Here is a 17,488-nt window from a genome sequence, read left to right on the forward strand (position 1 = left end):
CTCGATCAAATCGTAAGCGCTAAAACACCCCCACGGGGGAGCGCTCAGGCGGCCTGATCGATGACGGGGCTGGTGGCAGCGCGACTATCTACCCAGTTGTATGGGAGCAGATCATCGATGGGATCTGCATCGCCGCGCAGGACGATGCGGGCGAGGACATCGGTGAGGTAGGCCTGAGGGTTGATGCCGCCCAGTTTGCAGGTTTCTATCAGGCTGGCAAAGGTCGCCCAGTTTTCAGCCCCCAGGTCATGGCCTGTGAACAGGGCATTTTTCCTGTTATGGAAAGGTATGCATAACCGCAATTATGCGAAGCGCAGGATTATGCGCAGGTGCTCCCGGCGGACCCAGATATTACGCTGGCCCCGCCGCCCCGAACTTCACATAATCACAATGTCTGCAGAAAGCTCATCAGGTAGTCGGAGGCACGGAAGCGACCCGGCGTGGCGGTTCCTGGTTGCAGCTTCATCAGGGCTTGTTCCTTCATCGCGAGATCCGCTTCCACATACATGTGCGTCGTCGCGGTATCCTCGTGTCCGAGCCACAGTGCAATGACGGTAATATCGACCCCCGATTGAAGCAGGTGCATTGCCGTCGTGTGTCGAACCGTATGGGGAGTGACCGGGCGCTCAAGGAGTCCCGGATACTTGCGCCCTGCAATTGCGACGGCGAGGCCCAAACGCTGGGTGACGTTTGAGCGAGTCATACGGCCACCGCTACGGTTGGGGAACAGGATGCTATCGCCAGCGGGATCCCCGATCTGGCGGCGCCAGGATCTGATGAGTGCGGCTGTCGGTCGCCAGAGCGGCACACTACGTTCTTTGCGACCCTTACCGCACAAATGCACTGCGGGTTGCCCTTCCAGCACAACATCCCGACAGCGGATGCCGATCATCTCGGAAACGCGGGCACCAGTATTGTACATCATGCTGAAGAAGGCGCGGTCACGTTGGCCGGCCCAACTGGACCGGTCAGGCGCTTCGATGATGGCGATGACCTCGGATCGTGAGAGAAAGCCGACCAATGGCCGATCGAACCGCTTGAACGGTATCGCCAACGCCCGCTCGATTGTGGCCAGCGACGCAAGGTCGTAATGCGATGCATATTTAAGGAACGTCCTGATTGCAGCGAGACGTGCATTGCGGCTTCGGACGCTGTTGCCTCGGCCCTTCTCCAGATGATCAAGGAATGCGAGCAACAATGGTGCGTCGAGATCGGACAATGTGATAGCGCTTGGCGTTCGACGAAGCACTGTAGCCGCATAGTTGAAGAGCAGGCGCAGAGTATCCCGATACGCCGCGACGGTCTGCGCGCTGACCGCGCGCTGTTCCGTGAGATGATCGAGAAAGAATCGCTGCACGAGCGTCGGCAATGAGAGAGGCGCATGTTCAGCCACGGCCGCTCTCCCCGAATGCATAATCTTCGAACCGGTCGCCTGCGATAGCCATCAGATCCGGGATGCCGGTCAAATACCAATATGTATCGGATACCTTTGTGTGGCCGACGTAAGTCGAGAGCGCCGCGATCGCGTTATCGATATCGGCACCTTCGGCTTGCCACCTCTGGATGCGCCGACAGATAAATGTATGCCGGAGATCATGGATGCGGACGTCGGGATAGGCCCCCCGAGCGACGATCCCCGCCTCGTTGCGCAACCTCTGGAAGGTCCAGTGCACGGCGCGCGATTTTAGCGATCGTGTCGGCGTCGAGACGAAGAAGGCATCTTCCTGCTCACGTGGCAGGAAACGATCTCGCACGGCCACATAGTCGGCGAGCGCAGCCGCGACGGTTGGATGGAAGGGCACGTGCCTTGACTTGCTGAACTTCGTCATCCGAACGGTCAAACATCGACTCCCGAGGTCCACATCGGCGCATCGCAGCTTGATCGCCTCAGACACACGCAGGCCGGTTGCGGAGATCAGACCGAAGAAAGCCTCGAACGCTGCGGGGCGCAGGCTGCCTTCCGGATCGAGATGTCGTGCCGCTGCAAGCAGCGCCATGACCTCGTCCTCGGTGTAGATATGCGGGGTGGCCCGGCGCTGGGACTTGCCGAATATCCGGGTCTGCGGAAACTCCGTGGCCGGATCCATCCGCAACAGGTAGGTGGCGAAGGGTCGGATAGCATCGAGCCGACGCGCCCACGCCCTCGGTTCATGGGTACGAGCATGACCCTTTGCCCATTCGATCGCGAGATCTGTCGTTAGGGAACCTTGATGGCCAGAGCCGTCGAAGAATCTGGCGAAGGAATGAAGCTGGCTGGCACCCGGCCCGGTATCGAGAAACCCTAATGCTCGCCGCTCGGCGAGATAGGCCTCGGCTTGTGCTGTCATAGTCGTCATCATCACGCCCTCCCTGGCCAAGGCAGAGCCACAGCCGACAGGCGATCAAGATCGATCTTGGTGTAGATCTTCGACGTGTCGAGGCTGCGGTGACGCAGAATATCGGCGATGTGCTTCATGGGCGTGCCGTCGCGGAGCAGACGGCTCGCGATGCTGTGACGCAGGACGTGCGGATCAGTCCGATCCCACCCGCAGCGTGCGAAAGCCGCGATTACCGCATGCTTGGCGACGCCAGCCCTGATCGGGACGTCATACGGCGCGACATGGCGAACGAAGATCGCGCGGTTGTGGGTCTTCGGTCGTTCATGGCGCAAATAATCTGCGATCGCGTCGCCGGTGGCCACCGGCAATGGAAGGCTATCGGTAAAATGCGTCTTGGTCCTGGCTATCCGAATGATCCCATTCCGCCAGTCTACGTCGTCGAGCCGAAGCTTTATGACCTCGGAGCATCGGAGCCCAAGGTCGGTGACGCATCTCACCATCGCATATGCGCGTCGCCAGGAGGGCAGATGATCGTCGAATGATGCGAGAACCGCGTCAATTTGGGCTGGAGACAACACATCGGGCAACCCCGCCAAGCGCCAATGCGCGGCGCGCGGGATCTCACGCAAGAGTCCAGCGACATCGTCGCCCAACATCTTGCGAAACTTCAGATAGCAGCCGACTGCGCCGCCAGCGACGCGCACGGCACCAGCACTCCAACAACGGCCTTCGCCCAGGACAAACCGTCGAACAAGGGCTGGCTCGAGCTTCTCAGGGGCAATCGCGCCATCGCCAAACCGCTCGAGGAGCAGTCGGCGAACGATATGGATCCGCTGCCGCCGTGTCGTGTCCGCCAGACCACCGACATCGAGCATGTGGCGATCGAAGGCCTCCAGTTCACCGCTGATGTGATCCCTCTGCTCCGCAGCCCGAATCTGGCCCTCGATGCGAAGCACATGCAGCAGATGCCGGATAGCGACGCGCAACTCGCGGCGCACTTTGCGAACCGGCGCAGTGCATGTGCAAAATGGTAGGTGTGCATCCAGGAACTGGCGCTGCGCCACCTCATCTATCTGGGCGAGGTTGATACCTTCATCGGTTACCCACTTCGCGAAGTGGGCAACGCATGCAAAATACACGCGCGCTGTGTTGGGATGATATCTGCCCGCTCGAAGATAGCTGACATACCCCTCTTCGACGGGCGCGAAGACACTGCTCGCCAACCAGCGACGCGGCTCCGGCTGCAATAGATCAGACTTCATGACAGGGCTCCTCTCCAGATGGTGGGTGGAGAGGATGCGGTATTATGTGCAGCGGGAGTTAGTCATGCCGCAGCGCGTGCGGCGCAAAGCCGAGAGCCACATAGGTCACTGAATGGCGAACTGCGCATAATCCTGCGCTTCGCATAATTCCGCTGGAGGGTAATTGGCCTGATTGAGCGCTCGACGGTATTGTTATCCAGCTCGATCCGTCCATCCTCAAGGAAGCGGACGAGGCCCTTCCAGTGGTTGAGGGTGTAACCGATGGCCTCGGCTGTATGGGAGCCGCGGGGTAGTTTGGGCAGCATTTCCTTGAGCCATGGCAGCATGTCCGCGATGATCGGAGCGGATTCAGCCTGGCGTACCGCCAGTCTGTGTTCGGGGCTGGAGCCTCGGATACGAGCCTCGATCTTGTAGAGCCCGGCGATCCGCCGCAGCGCCTCATCGGCGACCGGTGCGTTGCCGCCCTTGGCATCGTCGAAGTAGCCCCTCCTGACATGTGCCCAGCAGAAGGCGAGCGTTCCGGGACCGGCCCTTCGGTCCGGCGCCTCGATATGCTTGTACGCGCCATAGCCGTCGCACTGGACGATGCCGGTGAAGCCCCCGAGCAGCTTTTCCGCCCAGACTTTCCCGCGACCTGGCATGTAGGTGTAGGCGACAGCCAGTGGATCGGTGCCGCCATGCGCCCCATCATCACGAGCGATCGCCCAGAGATATCCTGTCTTCACCTTGCCGGTGCCGGGAGCCAGGACCTTGGCGGTGGTTTCGTCAACGAACAGCCTCGCGCCCGACAGGAGGTCGGCTTTCATCCGGCTGGTCAGGCGGCCGAGCCAGGCGGCGGCTCTGCCTGCCCAGTTACACATTGTCCCCCTGTCGATCTCAATACCCTGGCGCCGCATTGCCTGTGCCTGCCGGTAGAAGGGAGTGTGATCGGCATATTTCTTGACGAGAACATCGGCGATCAGCGCCTCGGTGGGCAGGCCGCCCGGCACCACATGCTTGGGCGCGGGCGCCTGGAACACGCCATCCCTGCATGCCCGGCACGCCATTTTCGGTCGGGACGTCACGATAACGCGATACTGGACAGGGATGACATCGAGCCGGCTTGATATGTCGCTGTCGATGCAGTGCAGCGCGCCTCCGCAGCAGGGGCATTCCGTCTCGTCAGGGAGGATCACTTCCTCAACGCGGGTCAGATGCGCCGGCAGCGACGCCCGTGCTGTCCCGGGCTCCCTTCGCGCCCGTTCCTTCTTTTGGCCCGCTGTGGCCGCAGCCTGCTCGGCCAAGGCTTCCAGTTCAGCGCGGGCAACATCGAGATCGTCGAGGCCCAGCGCCAACTGATCCTCGTTCAGCTTCTCCGACCGTTTTCCGAATGTCGTCCGGGTGATCTGGTCGATGATATGCTGCATCCGAGCTTCACGCTCGAGGCCGGCCAGGACCATCGCCTTGAGAATGGCGACATCGTCAGGAAGGTCGGCTGCCGTGGCGGACATGCCCTATTTCTGGCAGTTTCCGGGCAGTCCGCAATGGCATTTCGATCAGGGGAATCAGGCTTGCGACCTATCGCGTCGTCACCGGAACCTGAGCGCGCGGCGTGTGCATTTTCGACCATTGCAGCCCTTCGAACAAGGCTGACGCCTGTGATGCCGACAGCCGCATCACGCCATCCTGCGCCCGTGGCCAATGGAAGCCCCCCGTCTGCAAGACCTTGCTCACGAGCACCAGGCCGCTGCCATCCCAGACCAGGAGCTTGATCCTGTTCGCCCGCTTGGAGCGGAAGATGAAGACTACCCCCGAGAAGGGTTTGAGTCCGAGTTCATGCTCGACCAGCGCCGCCAGGCTGACGGCCCCTTTCCTGAAGTCGACCGGCTTTGTCGCCACCATCACCTTGAGCGGCCCTGGCGGGATGATCATCCCGACCGGCTCACCGCGGCAAGCACACGGGCGATATGTTCCTCGCTCACCCCTGGCGGCACATGGATCGCCAGCCTTGCCGTGCGGATCACGATCTCATCGCCTCCACCATCAGCCGAGCCGGAGCCGTCCGCATCTTCAACCACCGCCGGAACGAAACCCAGCTTCTTGCTGGCCAGGCGCTTGCCCGGAATGCTGTCATGCCGCCACGCATAAAGCTGCTGCGGCAGTAACCCATGCGTCCGTGCGATTTCTGCGATGTTGGCGCCGGGCTCAAAACTCGACGCGATGATCCGCGCCTTGGCCTCGGCCGACCAGCGACGACGCGCCGGTCCCGCTGGAATGACATCCATACGCGAGGGTCGCTGGCCCTCCTGCCTTTCGAAACCTGTTTCGAATGTTCTTACATCATCAGCCACTACGATACCCCTCGGATGAGGGACAAAACATAGACAGATCAGCAGCTACGAAAATGTGGGGAGGTTTTGGCGCTTACATCAAATCGACGGTTGCCGGTCGCTCAGCGCGCTGATCTGGCGAACCGAGGGTTTTCCCGTGGACAATGATGCGGTGGTCGAGGCCGGCCCGGGATCTCGTCGTTGACCGGGGCGTCCGTCATAGCTGGGAAGCGCTCGATGATCAGCCCGCTGTCCTGCTGATAACACTTGTTCGCGCGAGGCCGCGGCAGGCCGGCATGGGTCGGTATACTCCCTCCGGGACCTGACGGTCTTCCATCCCAGCGAGACGAGGGGCCGGTCCGGTCGGGCGATGCCGGCTGCGAGCAGACACATCTTCGGCTTCTTCGAACCTGCGGTCTTCGAGTTCTTCGAATTTGCGTTTCCAAAACCCTCACTAGGATTTGAGCGTGCGCCGAATAGTTAAGCTTCCGATCCGATTTCGCGCCGCGATGGGCGAGAAATATTGCCGATGGGAGACGAGACGTGCAGCCGAATTTTCTGACCGACGAGCAGGCAACCTGGCTCGAGACCGTGAACCGCTTCATGGATAATGAAATCACGGTCGAATATGTCCGGGAATGCGACATGAACCGCGACTACCCTTATGAAGCCTATGAAAAGATCGCCAAGCAGGGCTGGCTCGGCCTGCTCTTCAAGGAAGAAGACGGCGGCGCGGGCGCGAGCATCTTCGATTATACGCTGATGGCTGAAGGTCTCGGGAAATTCGGCTTCGACTTCGCCGCCGCAATCCTTGTCCCGACCTTCACCGCGATGAATATCGCCAAGTTCGGTACGCCCGAGCAGAAGGCGAAATATATCCAGCCGTTCATCGACGGTAAGATCCGCTTCTCGGTGTCGATTTCCGAGCCCGGCGCGGGGTCGGATGCGGCGGGCACCAAGACCCGCGCGCGCCGCGACGAGAATGGCGATTGGATCGTCACCGGCCAGAAACTGTGGTGCTCGGGCGCTGCGGCGAACGATGTTGTGATCGCGATGCTCGTGCGCACCGACCCCGACGACAAGCACGGCGGGCTTTCGGTCCTGCTCATCCCGAACGATACGCCGGGTCTCGTGATCAACAAATTGCCGACGCTGTCGCGCCATGCGACGGGCACGACCGAAATCTTCCTCGACGAGGTCAAGGTTCCCGGCGACGCACTGCTCGGCAAGGAAGGCGAGGGCTGGAAGATCATCGTCGAACATCTTGAGCTCGAGCGCGCTTCGGTCGCCGGTGCCTATACCGGCAATGCGCAGACCGCCGTTTCGAAGGCCGTCCAATATGCGCATGAGCGCGAGCAGTTCGGCCAGCCGATCTGGAATTTCCAGGTGCTGCGTCACATGCTCGCCGACTGTCAAACGCAGGTCGATGCCGCACGTCTTCTCGTTTACCGCGCTGCGGCCATGCTGGCCGACGGCCTTCCGGCGAGCCGCGAAGTGTCGATGGCGAAGCTCTACGGGTCGGAGACGCTCAAGCATTGCGCGCTCACCGGCATGCAGGTGCTCGGGGGCCACGCCAACCTGCCCGAGGCCGACATGGAGCGCTACCTGCGCGAAAGCGTCCAGTCGACGATCGGGGGGGGCACTTCGCAGATCCAGAAGACGATCATCGCAAAGTCGATGCGTCTCTAATCAACCAATTATTAGGGGAGAGCTTCGAGATGAGCCTCATCAACAATCGCATCGATCATACGTTCGAAGAGCTTCAGGTCGGCGAGGTCTTCCGGTCGGGCGGCCGTACGATCACAGAAACCGACGTCGTCAACTATTGCGCGCTCACCGGCAACTGGATCGCGATCCACTCGAACACCTATTATGCCTCGAAGACGCGTTTCGGAAAGCGCTTGGTGCAGGGCGCGCTGACCTACTCGATCCTCACCGGCCTTATCCAGTTCGGGCTCGGCATCCAGGCCAATTGCGGCATCGACAAGATGCGCTTCCTCTCGCCCGTCAACATCGACGACACCATCTACGCGGTGTGCGAGGTCATCGGTAAAAAGGAAAAGGATGACAAATATGGCGTCATCCAGTTCCTGATGAAGGCGGTGAACCAGGACGGCGTCGTCTGCCAGCAGGGCGAATGGAGCCTGCTCATGCTCCGGAAGCGCGAAGATCTCGATGCTCTCGTCGCCTCTTCACTTCCCGAACTCAAGAGCTGAGGACAACCGCGATGAAGACAGTGCGGATAGGCGCGGGAAGCGGCTTCTGGGGCGACAATCTCGATCCCGCGATCGAGATCGCGAAACATGGCGACGTCCAGTATCTCGCCTATGACTTCCTCGGCGAGCCGACGATCCCGATCCTCCAGAAGATGCGCCAGAAGAATCCCGACGCGGGGTTCGTGCCGGCGATCCGCGCCGTCGTTCGCGGCGTACTCCCCATCTGCCTCGAAAGGGGGATCAAGATCCTGACCAACGCCGGGGCGGCGAACCCACAGGCGTGCGCTGACAGCATCATCGCCGCGGCGAAGGAAATCGGCATCACACGCCTTAAGGTCGGCATCGTCACAACCAACAATATCCAGGAGAAGGTCGAGGAACTCCTCGACAAGGGCGTGACCTTCGCCAATCTCGATAACGGCGACGATGACCTAGGCCGCTTTCGCGACCGGATCGTCGGCTCCTATGTCTATTCGGGCGCCTATGGCTATGTCGAGGCGCTCGAGGCCGGTTGCGATATCATCATTTCCGACCGTGCGACCGACGATGCTGCGATCCTCGCACCGCTCGTCCACGAATTCGGATGGAAGTGGGACGATTGGGACAAGCTCGCGGTGGGTATCCTCGCCGGCCATCTGATCGAATGCGGCGCGGCCTGCAGCGGCGGCATCACCAGCCTGTGGAAAGAAGTGCCCGAGCCTTGGAACATCGGCTATCCGATTGCCGAGGTGAACGAGAGGGGCGAACTCTTCATCACCAAGGTCGATGGCACCGGCGGTTTCATCAATCGGGTGACGCTCACCGAGCATCTCCTCTACGAGGTGCAGGATCCGGGCAATTATCTGATGCCCGAGGTGATCACCGACTTCACCCATGTCGAGATGGAAGAAGTGGCGAAGGATCGCGTCAAGGTATGGGGAGCGAAAGGCAAGCCAGCGCCCGCGACGCTCAAGGCGGGCATTGCCTATACCGATGGCTTTATCGGCGAGGTCGAATCCTCGGTGACATGGCCCGACGCGGTGGCGAAGGCGCGCCGGTCGTTCGATATCATCAGGAAGCGCTTCGAGATGGTCAATCTCAAGGCCGACGAGGTGCGCTTCGACATGGTCGGTGTCGATAGCTGCCACTGGTCGGCATCGCCCCAACCCGACGAGGACATCAACGAAGTCCGCATACGTGTCGCCGCGAAATGCGCCGAGCGCAGCGAGGCCGGAAAAGTGGCGCGGGAGTGCGTAATGTTGATGGGCACCGGTCCGATCGGATCGACCGGCCAGCTCAATACGCCGGCGCCGCGCGAGGTGTTTGCGCTCTGGCCGACGCTGATCGCGCGCGAGGAGGTTACCCAGACCGTCGAAATCAGGGAGATCGGACAATGACCCGCATCCAGCTCAGGGATCTCGTTTACGCACGGTCGGGCGACAAGGGCGATGTTAGCAACATCGCGGTGATCGCGAAGGAAAAGCGCTATTATCCGCTGCTTCTCAAATATCTGACCGCCGAGCGGGTGAAGGCCTTTTTCGCCGAAATGGTGAAGGGCGATGTCGAGCGCTACGAGGTACACACGCTGGAGGCGATGAACTTCGTTCTCCGCAACTCGCTCGGCGGCGGCGCGACCCGCAGCCTGCGCATCGATTTCACCGGCAAGACGATGTGCCAGGCGATCCTCCGGATCGAACTCGAAATCGACAAAGCTGATTTGCACCTGATGCATTGAGCCGGCGAACGGCGGCATCGGGACAGGAGACATTTATATGAGCAAGGCGAAGATTATCGGCGTCAGCATGGTGAAGTTCGCCAAGCCGGGTGCCAACGAACCCTATGAAGTGATGGGCGCGAAAGCGATCCAGGGTGCGCTCAACGATGCGGGCATCGGCTATCACGAGGTCGAACAGGCGTTCGCCAGCTATGTCTATGGCGATAGTACCTGCGGCCAGCGCGTCGCTTATTCGGTGGGGATGACCGGTATCCCGGTCTTCAATCTCAACAATTATTGCGCATCGGGTTCGTCGGCGCTGATGCTGGCGCGCCAGGCGGTGGAAGCGGGCATCGTGGAATGCGCTCTCGCCTTCGGTTTCGAGGAGATGCGCCCCGGCGCGCTCGCCAGCGCCTTTGGCGATCGCACCTCGCCGGTGGGCTGGATCTATGATCGGCGGCTGGAGCTGGCGCCGGATCTGCCCGACGACGCGCCGCGCGCGATCAAGGCCTTCGGTTCGGCCGGTTATCACTATATCCAGCATTATAGGGCGAACCCCGATATCTTCGCGCGTGTGGCGGTCAAGACGCGCAACCATGCGATGCGCAATCCCTATGCCTTGTTCACCAAGCCAATGACGGTCGATGAAGTAATGGATGCGCCGCAACTCTACCCGCACCTGACGCGGCTCATGGCCTGTCCGCCGACGTGCGGCGCCGCTGCGGCGATCGTGTGCAGCGACACCTTTGCGAAGCGACACGGTATCAACCATGCGGTCGAAATCGCCGCGCAGGCGATGACGACCGACACACCGGCCAGCAAGGAAGACCTGATGGCGCTCGTTGGATCGGACATGACACGCCGCGCCGCACAACAGGTCTATGAGGCGGCTGGAATCGGCCCGGACGATATCGACGTGATCGAGCTGCACGACTGTTTTACGCCGAACGAGGTCATCAGCTACGAGGGGCTTGGCCTTTGCGATGAGGGGGGGGGCGAGAAGTTCATCCATGACGGCGACAACAGCTATGGCGGACAGTTCGTCATCAACCCGTCGGGCGGGCTGATGTCGAAGGGGCATCCGTTGGGGGCGACCGGACTCGCCCAGTGCGCCGAGCTCGTCTGGCACTTGCGCGGACAGGCTGGCGAACGGCAGGTCGAAGGCGCACGCGTCGCTCTACAGCACAATATCGGCCTCGGCGGTGCCTGCGTCGTCACCATGTATCGTGCGGCCTGAAGTAGAGGCAGCCCGCGTGGGACGCTGGCTCCCCATCGGAACAGATCGCCACGAGCGCAAGTCCTCCTGCTTGGGGCAGACCCGCAGTTGCTGGCGGCTACTCGGGTCGCCGGAGCCTCGAAGCATCGCGCGAGCGCGTCGCGCCGCTTCGAAACGACGAAAGGCGCCCCGATCTCCATCGGCCGCGCGGAAAAACGGAAGAGGAACGCGATGGGACGGATCAAGGGCAAGGTCGCGCTGATAACCGGTGCAGCCAGCGGAATGGGCGCGGCGACGGCGCGCCGTTTCGCGCGCGAAGGCGCGACGGTCATCATCACCGACCTGCGGCACGATCTGGCGGCATCGCTCGCCCGCGAACTGGCGTCGGAAGGATGGAAGGCGAGCGCACAGCCTCTCGACGTGACCGATTCCGGTCAATGGGCGGAGGCCATCGGCAAGGTCATTGCGGAACATGGCCGGATCGACATCCTCGTCAACAACGCCGGTTTGCCGGGCAAGCCCGACAGCTGGGCGGCCACGACGCTGGAAGGGTTCAACGCGATCCTGAACCTCAATCTGGGCGGCCAGTTTCTGGGCATCAAGGCGGTAGTGCCGCACATGGAGGCCACGGGGGGAGGCGCGATCGTCAATCTATCGTCGATTGCGGGAATGGTGGCCTGGCCCAATCTCCATCCCGCTTATGCGCCATCGAAGGGTGCCAGCCGATTGTTGAGCAAGGCCGCGGCGGCCGATTTCGCGTCGCGCAACATCCGGATCAATTCGGTTCATCCCGGAATCATTCACACGCCGCAGAGCGACTATATCGTCTCGGACGAGGATGTTCTTCCGCATGTGCTGGCGTCGATCCCGCTGGGGCGCGTTGGCCAACCCGAAGAAGTTGCAAACGTCGTCCTGTTCCTTGCCAGCGACGAGGCGTCCTATGTGACGGGCGCCGAGTTCATTGTCGATGGCGGCTATACAGCGGTCTGATGCGAGGGAGCAGTCGGCGCGAGCGCCGGATCGCCTGAAGGGCGGATGTTTCGCATAAGCTGAACAGCCGCTTCGCAAAACGCCAATTGGTTTGAATGCAGCGGCCCGGCAAGGTCTGCGCTCAAAGACAGTGCATTGTGGAGACAAGCAGGATATGGGACCGCTGGCCGGCATACGAATTGTCGAACTGGGTGGGATCGGCCCCGCGCCATTTTGCTGCATGCTGCTCGCTGACCTCGGAGCGGAGGTTATCAGGATCGACCGGGTGGCTCCTTCGGACGGCGGCATCCCCATGGCCAAGCAATTCAACTTGCTCCACCGCGGCCGCAAGTCGATCGCCTTGGACCTCAAGAACGCTCGCGCTGTCGATCTCGTCAGGCGTTTCGTCGGACAGGCGGACGCACTGATCGAGGGCTTTCGACCCGGCGTGGCCGAGCGGCTCGGACTTGGACCGGACCTGTGCGCCGAAATCAACCCGCGTCTCGTTTACGGCCGGATGACCGGCTACGGCCAGGACGGCCCTCTCGCACGGGCGCCGGGGCACGACATCAACTATATTGCGCTCAGCGGCGTTCTCCATTCGATTGGAGAGGCCGGGCGCGCACCTGTGCCGCCGCTCAATCTCGCCGGCGATTTCGGCGGCGGCTCGCTCTATTTGGCCCTGGGCGTTGTGTCGGCTATCCTCGAGGCCCGTTCGTCGGGACAGGGGCAGGTTGTCGATGCGGCCATGGTCGAGGGCTCCGCTTCTTTGATGGCCTTGATGTACGGCCTTCGGGCGGCCGGAAAGTTCAAGGATGAGCGGCAGTCGAATCGGCTCGACGGAGGCGCGCCCTGGTATTCGGTCTACCAGACGAAGGATGGCCGATATGTCGCCCTCGGGTCGAATGAGGCTCGTTTCTACGCCGAAACGCTTGACCTTCTGGGGCTTCGCGATGCGGGCTTGTCGGGACAGCACGATGAAGCGGGCTGGCCCGAGATGCGCGAGAAGTTTGCCGCCGCCTTTCTGATGCGAACCCGAGACGAATGGTGCGACCTTGCCCAGGGTCGTGAGGTCTGCCTCGCGCCCATTTTATCGCTTGGCGAAGCGCCGCATCATCCGCACAACAAGGCCCGCGGCGCGTTCGTGGAACGGGACGGCGTGATGCAGCCGGCTCCTGCCCCCAGGTTCAGCCGGACGCCGGGAGAGATTGCGCGCGGTCCTGCGGAGGTCGGCGAGCATAGCCGCGAGATTCTGGCTGAATGGGGGATAGACGATAGCGACGCGGCGGATCTGATCGAAACCGGAGCCGTCTTCCAGGCGGCCGCGGCATGACCGAGCAAAAGGTTCCCAAAATGACCAGTTCCCCTTCAGCGCCCTCGAGCGGAACGGCCGGCCGCCCTCTCGATGGCATCAAGGTGCTTGCGATCGAGCATATCCTCGCCGGACCCTTTTGTTCGATGTGGCTTGCCGACGCCGGTGCGGAGGTGGTCAAGATCGAGGCGCCTAGAAGCGGCGATATTGCGCGTTCGAACAGCCCGACGCGGCCCGACGCCGAGGGGAAGCAGCAAGGCCTCTCATTTCTTCGCGGCAACCGCGGAAAGAAGAGCGTAACGCTCGACCTCAAGAATCCCGAGGGCCTCGCGACGTTTCTGGAACTCGCGGTCGAGGCGGACATCGTCGTCGAGAATCTCCGGCCCGGCGTCATGGACCGGCTGGGGATCGGCTACGAGGCCTTGCGCCAGTTGAACCCGCGCCTGATCTATGTTGCGATCTCCGGCTTCGGGCACAAGGACATTCTTCCAAGCCCCTATCTGGACAACCCGGCGTTCGACATCATCGGCCAGGCGCTGAGCGGGCTGATGAAGCGCCCCGAGCGCGAGGGCGAAAAGCCGGCTTATCTCGGCTTTTCGCTCGCGGACATCCAGGGGGGCATCCTCGGTGCTTATGGTGCGATGCTAGCGCTGTTCCAGCGAATGATGACCGGGCAGGGACAGATGGTCGATATTTCGCTGTACGATTCCTGCCTGATCCTCAACGAGATTTCGGTCGCAATGTATTCCGCGTTCGGAACAATACCCAAGCCTGGTCTTCATGCCGTAACCGCACCTTTCGGTTCCTACCGCACGAAAGATGGCTACATCGTCATTGCCGTAATGGGTGAGCATATCTGGCGGCGGCTGTGCGAAACGATCGAACGTCCCGACTTGCTCGCGGATTCACGCTTCCGCGATGGAATGTCGCGATCGGCGAACAATGCCGACCTCACTGCCGAACTCGAGCCGTGGCTCCTTGCGCGCACCGCAGATGATGCTGTTATGGAACTGGTCGCAGCCAGCGTTCCGGCCTCGAAGGTTCATGAGATCGATGATGTTTTCAGGTGCCCCCATGCGGCCGCTCGCAACATGTTGATGACCTTGGACGACCCGGTCTGGGGACCGATCCAGGTCGCCGGAAATCCGGTAAAAATGTCGGCCGTAGCAGAAGTCGAGCCGCGTTTGCCGCCGCGGCTCGGGGAGCATAACGAACAGGTCCTGAGCGGCTGGCTTGGCGCCGACCCCGCGCGGATCGCGCGGCTGCGCGCGTCAGGAGCGATTGGCGACTAACCGGGTGGGATGGCGGAGGACTGCGTGCCTCAGCAGGAGCGAAGACGATGGCCCAAAGATGCGATCCGCAGATGGCAGTTGCACCGCTCTTCATTCCGGCTAATCGACCCGGCCTGTTCGAGAAGGCGTCGAAATCAGGAACCGAAGCGATCATAATCGACCTCGAGGATGCCGTGGCCCCTTCCGCGAAGGAAGAGGCCCGCAGGCGTCTCGTCGAGGTCGCGCTTCCTTCAGTGACGCGTATTGTCCGCGTGAATGCGATCGGAACACCCTGGCACGCCGATGATGTCGCAGCCCTCTCGGGACTGGATATCGACGCTGTCATGCTGCCGAAATGCGAGTCGGCGGAAGATGTCGCATTCCTCGCCGGCAAGCTTGGCCGCGCGGTGCAGATCATCGCACTCATCGAAACCGCAGTCGGCATTGTCAACGCGGCGGCTGTCGCAGCCTCTCCCGATGTGTCGCGACTGGCGTTCGGATCGATCGATTTTTGCGCCGACATCGGCTGTGCCACAGGGTGGGATTCGCTACTTCATGCGCGATCGGCGATCGTCCTGGCTTCCCGCCTCGGGAGCGTCGCGGCTCCGATCGATGGAGTCACACTCGGTCTCCATGACACGGTTCGCGCGCAGCAAGATGCGCGCCGCGCCGCGCAACTCGGTTTCTCCGGCAAGATGTGCATTCACCCGAGCCAGGTCGCCGCCGTGCAGGCCGGGTTTGCTCCGCGCGATGAGGAAGTGGCCTGGGCGCGGCGGGTGGTGGGAAGCAAGGATAGCGGGGTCGCCAGCATCGACGGGATGATGGTCGATCCGCCCGTAATTCGCAGGGCGGAACAGATATTGGCGCAGGCGCGGTCGATCGCCGCGCGCTGATCGCGGCGTCCCCTCCGCTACGCCGGGTCGTCGCTCGCGCGATAATAATCGGGCCAAAGACGGCGAACCATCTCGCGCCCGGCACCATATGCGTGGCAGCTGTCGATCTTGACCGGCCGGTTTTCGGCATCGCGCTCGTCGATCAAATGGCTGCGCAGCGCGGTGAGGGTTTGATAGGCCGCGCTCGCCATTGGCGTGAGTATCTCCTTCATGTGGGTGCATGTGTCGCAGGCGGGTAGCCGCTTGCGAATCTCGCTGTTCCAGCCCGCTCCGATCCGTAGCCCGACGAGGGATTGCAGGGTGTCTCCGCCACCGAGGCAGGAGCGATACGGATAGGCGTCCAGTGCCGTATGAACAGCGTGAATGACGAGATTGCTGTCGAAGACCAGCGAGACATGGACATCGTGGATCGGCGCTCCGGCCGCGACGGTGCGGTCGTCGCCAGGGGGTGTGAAAGCGCTCGTCTTCCGGTCCGTGAGGTGAGCCTGAACCTCGTATAGCCCGTCGCTGCGTTCATAGCCTTCCATTTCGATCCGACGATCGTGAAGCTTCGTGCGCACGACACCATCGGACAGCTCTGCGTAACTTCTTGCCATGATCGATATCCTTCAGTCTTGCCGACTTGCAATGGCCGCCAACAGCGCCGCGGCGCCCTGGCTGCCGTCCCAGATTGCTTTGGCGAGGTCTTCGCCCAAGGGAAGTTTCCCGAGCGATCCGAGTCCGTCGCCCTTCGCGAGGATTTGCGCGCGGGTCATTGGATTTCGTGCCGTCCCGACGCTGTCGACGACCATGGCCGAGCGCGTCGATCCGTCCTTGAAGCGGATCGTAGCACCCGTCGCGAACTGCTTCGGATAATATTTTCGCTCGAGCTCCTCGTCGATCTCGAAGCGAACCTTCGCCGCAATATCGAGGATGGCGGGATCGTCGAGATGGTCTTCGCCATAGGCGTCGTACCGCGTCGGCCCATAGGCGAGCGTCGCGCCGACGACGAAGGGGCAACTATATTGTGCGGTCATCGTCGATTGCGCGGGGGTCATATGCTGTGCGGCGATCAAACGCGGGCCGGTGATCATGATGTCGGCGATACTGGCGGCATCGACCGAGAAATTGTCGGTAATCTCGGCGAGCGCATCGATCGTGGAGTGAAAAAGCCGGCAGCACGCATAGGGCTTGAGGCTGATGACGTGCAGCTGCAATTCGGCCGATGGCTCGACCTGCCGCAGCGTTCCGCCGAACATGCCGGCAATGCCATATGACCCGTCGACCGTCTGATGGGGCGTTGTCATCGCAGGCAAGCGAGCAAACTGCGCGGCAAGGACCCCGTTGCGCGCGCCGAGACCGGCATGAAGCCGCTTGACCTCGCCGCCACGGGGCTCGACCGAAAATTGCATCGATCCGCATGCCTGTGAGAGCGCATGGCCCCAGGCCGTTGCCAGCATCTCTTCCTCGACCGGCTCGCCGTCGGCGAAGGCATAGAGACAGCCGCAGGCCGTTGCCGCCCCGAACGAACCGAAGACGGATGTCGGATGGAAGCCGTTTTGGACCGTGTCCATCCCGCCGGCGGCGCAGCCGACAAGCGCCATCGCTTCATAGCCCGCTGCCACAGCGCGGAAGAGCTGCTCCTGCGAGGCTCCGGTCTCGGCGCCGACCGCGAGAGCGGCGGGAATGACGACGCATCCCGGATGGCTCGCCGTTTCGTCATGGGTGTCGTCGAGTTCATAGCTGTGTCCGGCAGTCCCGAACACAAGCGCTGCGATCGAGGCATCGGTTTGCGAGGCGCCGCCGAGGATGGGGCAGGGGCCGGTGCCGTCGAAGCGCGCCGACCATTGTACCAACTGCTTCGCCGCGGGGCGCGTACTACCCCAGAGCGACACCAGAAAGCAGTCGAGAAAGAGGCGGCGGACCGCTTCGACATCCCGCGTGGCGAGATGCGAATTGGCTACTTTTGCCACGTGGCGAAGGAGGTCGAAGGTGAGGGTCGAGGAGGCGTCTGCTTCGCGCGGCACTGGTCTTGTTCCTTCTCGTGCAA

At 62.1% G+C, this 17,488-nt stretch carries 16 protein-coding genes and 2 pseudogenes; 9 read left to right on the plus strand and 9 right to left on the minus strand.

Annotated features, from left to right (window positions below; genetic code table 11):
* Positions 1 to 44: 44 nt before the first annotated feature.
* The 7 genes and pseudogenes from C100_RS36960 to tnpA all read right to left on the minus strand — a co-directional run.
* Positions 45 to 278: pseudogene (locus C100_RS36960) on the minus strand (transposase domain-containing protein); the annotation flags it as partial.
* Positions 279 to 385: 107 nt separating this feature from the next.
* Entirely contained in the window at positions 386 to 1,393 is a 1,008-nt protein-coding gene (locus tag C100_RS36965) for a site-specific integrase (protein WP_031309554.1), read from the minus strand.
* Positions 1,386 to 2,339, minus strand: coding sequence for a tyrosine-type recombinase/integrase (locus tag C100_RS36970; protein ID WP_024020122.1), 954 nt, complete (start codon positions 2,337 to 2,339; stop codon positions 1,386 to 1,388). The genes C100_RS36965 and C100_RS36970 overlap by 8 nt, the downstream gene beginning before the upstream one ends.
* A complete protein-coding gene (locus C100_RS47920) occupies positions 2,339 to 3,580 on the minus strand; it encodes a tyrosine-type recombinase/integrase (protein ID WP_024020123.1) in 1,242 nt (413 codons plus the stop codon). Before C100_RS47920 ends, C100_RS36970 begins: the two co-directional genes overlap by 1 nt.
* Before the next feature lie 140 nt (positions 3,581 to 3,720).
* Positions 3,721 to 5,070 (minus strand): annotated as a pseudogene (gene tnpC, locus C100_RS36980) (IS66 family transposase); the annotation flags it as partial.
* A 67-nt stretch (positions 5,071 to 5,137) separates the two neighbouring features.
* The gene (gene tnpB / locus C100_RS36985) at positions 5,138 to 5,491 is read right to left on the minus strand and encodes an IS66 family insertion sequence element accessory protein TnpB (RefSeq protein ID WP_024020125.1); all 354 of its coding nucleotides are present in this window, start codon (positions 5,489 to 5,491) and stop codon (positions 5,138 to 5,140) included.
* Positions 5,488 to 5,844 carry an IS66-like element accessory protein TnpA gene (tnpA, locus tag C100_RS36990; protein ID WP_024020126.1) on the minus strand — a complete coding sequence of 119 codons (357 nt, stop codon included), beginning with the start codon at positions 5,842 to 5,844 and terminating at the stop codon, positions 5,488 to 5,490. The genes tnpB and tnpA overlap by 4 nt, the downstream gene beginning before the upstream one ends.
* Before the next feature lie 588 nt (positions 5,845 to 6,432).
* On the opposite strand from tnpA, the gene C100_RS36995 reads away from it, so the two are divergent.
* The 9 genes from C100_RS36995 (at position 6,433) to C100_RS37035 (ending at position 15,459) form a co-directional block, all read left to right on the plus strand.
* On the plus strand, positions 6,433 to 7,578 hold the full coding sequence (locus C100_RS36995; RefSeq protein WP_024020127.1) for an acyl-CoA dehydrogenase family protein: 1,146 nt from the start codon (positions 6,433 to 6,435) through the stop codon (positions 7,576 to 7,578).
* A 29-nt stretch (positions 7,579 to 7,607) separates the two neighbouring features.
* Positions 7,608 to 8,105, plus strand: coding sequence for a MaoC/PaaZ C-terminal domain-containing protein (locus tag C100_RS37000; protein ID WP_024020128.1), 498 nt, complete (start codon positions 7,608 to 7,610; stop codon positions 8,103 to 8,105).
* Positions 8,106 to 8,116: 11 nt separating this feature from the next.
* Positions 8,117 to 9,481, plus strand: coding sequence for an acyclic terpene utilization AtuA family protein (locus tag C100_RS37005; protein WP_024020129.1), 1,365 nt, complete (start codon positions 8,117 to 8,119; stop codon positions 9,479 to 9,481).
* Positions 9,478 to 9,819 (plus strand): AtuA-related protein, encoded by a 342-nt coding sequence (locus C100_RS37010; RefSeq protein ID WP_024020130.1) that lies wholly within the window; start codon positions 9,478 to 9,480, stop codon positions 9,817 to 9,819. Before C100_RS37005 ends, C100_RS37010 begins: the two co-directional genes overlap by 4 nt.
* 37 nt (positions 9,820 to 9,856) lie before the next feature.
* Entirely contained in the window at positions 9,857 to 11,035 is a 1,179-nt protein-coding gene (locus C100_RS37015; RefSeq protein WP_024020131.1) for a lipid-transfer protein, read from the plus strand.
* Positions 11,036 to 11,245: 210 nt separating this feature from the next.
* A complete protein-coding gene (locus C100_RS37020; RefSeq protein WP_031309556.1) occupies positions 11,246 to 12,004 on the plus strand; it encodes an SDR family NAD(P)-dependent oxidoreductase in 759 nt (252 codons plus the stop codon).
* Positions 12,005 to 12,158: 154 nt separating this feature from the next.
* Positions 12,159 to 13,316: a CaiB/BaiF CoA transferase family protein gene (locus C100_RS37025; RefSeq protein WP_024020133.1), complete on the plus strand. Its 1,158-nt coding sequence runs from the start codon at positions 12,159 to 12,161 to the stop codon at positions 13,314 to 13,316.
* Positions 13,313 to 14,587, plus strand: coding sequence for a CaiB/BaiF CoA transferase family protein (locus C100_RS37030; RefSeq protein WP_024020134.1), 1,275 nt, complete (start codon positions 13,313 to 13,315; stop codon positions 14,585 to 14,587). Before C100_RS37025 ends, C100_RS37030 begins: the two co-directional genes overlap by 4 nt.
* Before the next feature lie 47 nt (positions 14,588 to 14,634).
* Positions 14,635 to 15,459, plus strand: a complete 825-nt coding sequence (locus C100_RS37035) for an HpcH/HpaI aldolase/citrate lyase family protein (RefSeq protein ID WP_235219086.1) — start codon at positions 14,635 to 14,637, stop codon at positions 15,457 to 15,459.
* Between the two features lie 17 nt (positions 15,460 to 15,476).
* Here C100_RS37035 and C100_RS37040 read toward each other — a convergent pair whose 3' ends face one another.
* Positions 15,477 to 16,055, minus strand: coding sequence for a DUF2889 domain-containing protein (locus tag C100_RS37040; RefSeq protein WP_024020136.1), 579 nt, complete (start codon positions 16,053 to 16,055; stop codon positions 15,477 to 15,479).
* A gap of 12 nt (positions 16,056 to 16,067) precedes the next feature.
* Positions 16,068 to 17,465 carry an MmgE/PrpD family protein gene (locus C100_RS37045; RefSeq protein ID WP_024020137.1) on the minus strand — a complete coding sequence of 466 codons (1,398 nt, stop codon included), beginning with the start codon at positions 17,463 to 17,465 and terminating at the stop codon, positions 16,068 to 16,070.
* Positions 17,466 to 17,488 lie beyond the last annotated feature (23 nt).

It is taken from the genome of Sphingobium sp. C100, from assembly GCF_000508185.1.
Classification (GTDB): domain Bacteria; phylum Pseudomonadota; class Alphaproteobacteria; order Sphingomonadales; family Sphingomonadaceae; genus Sphingobium.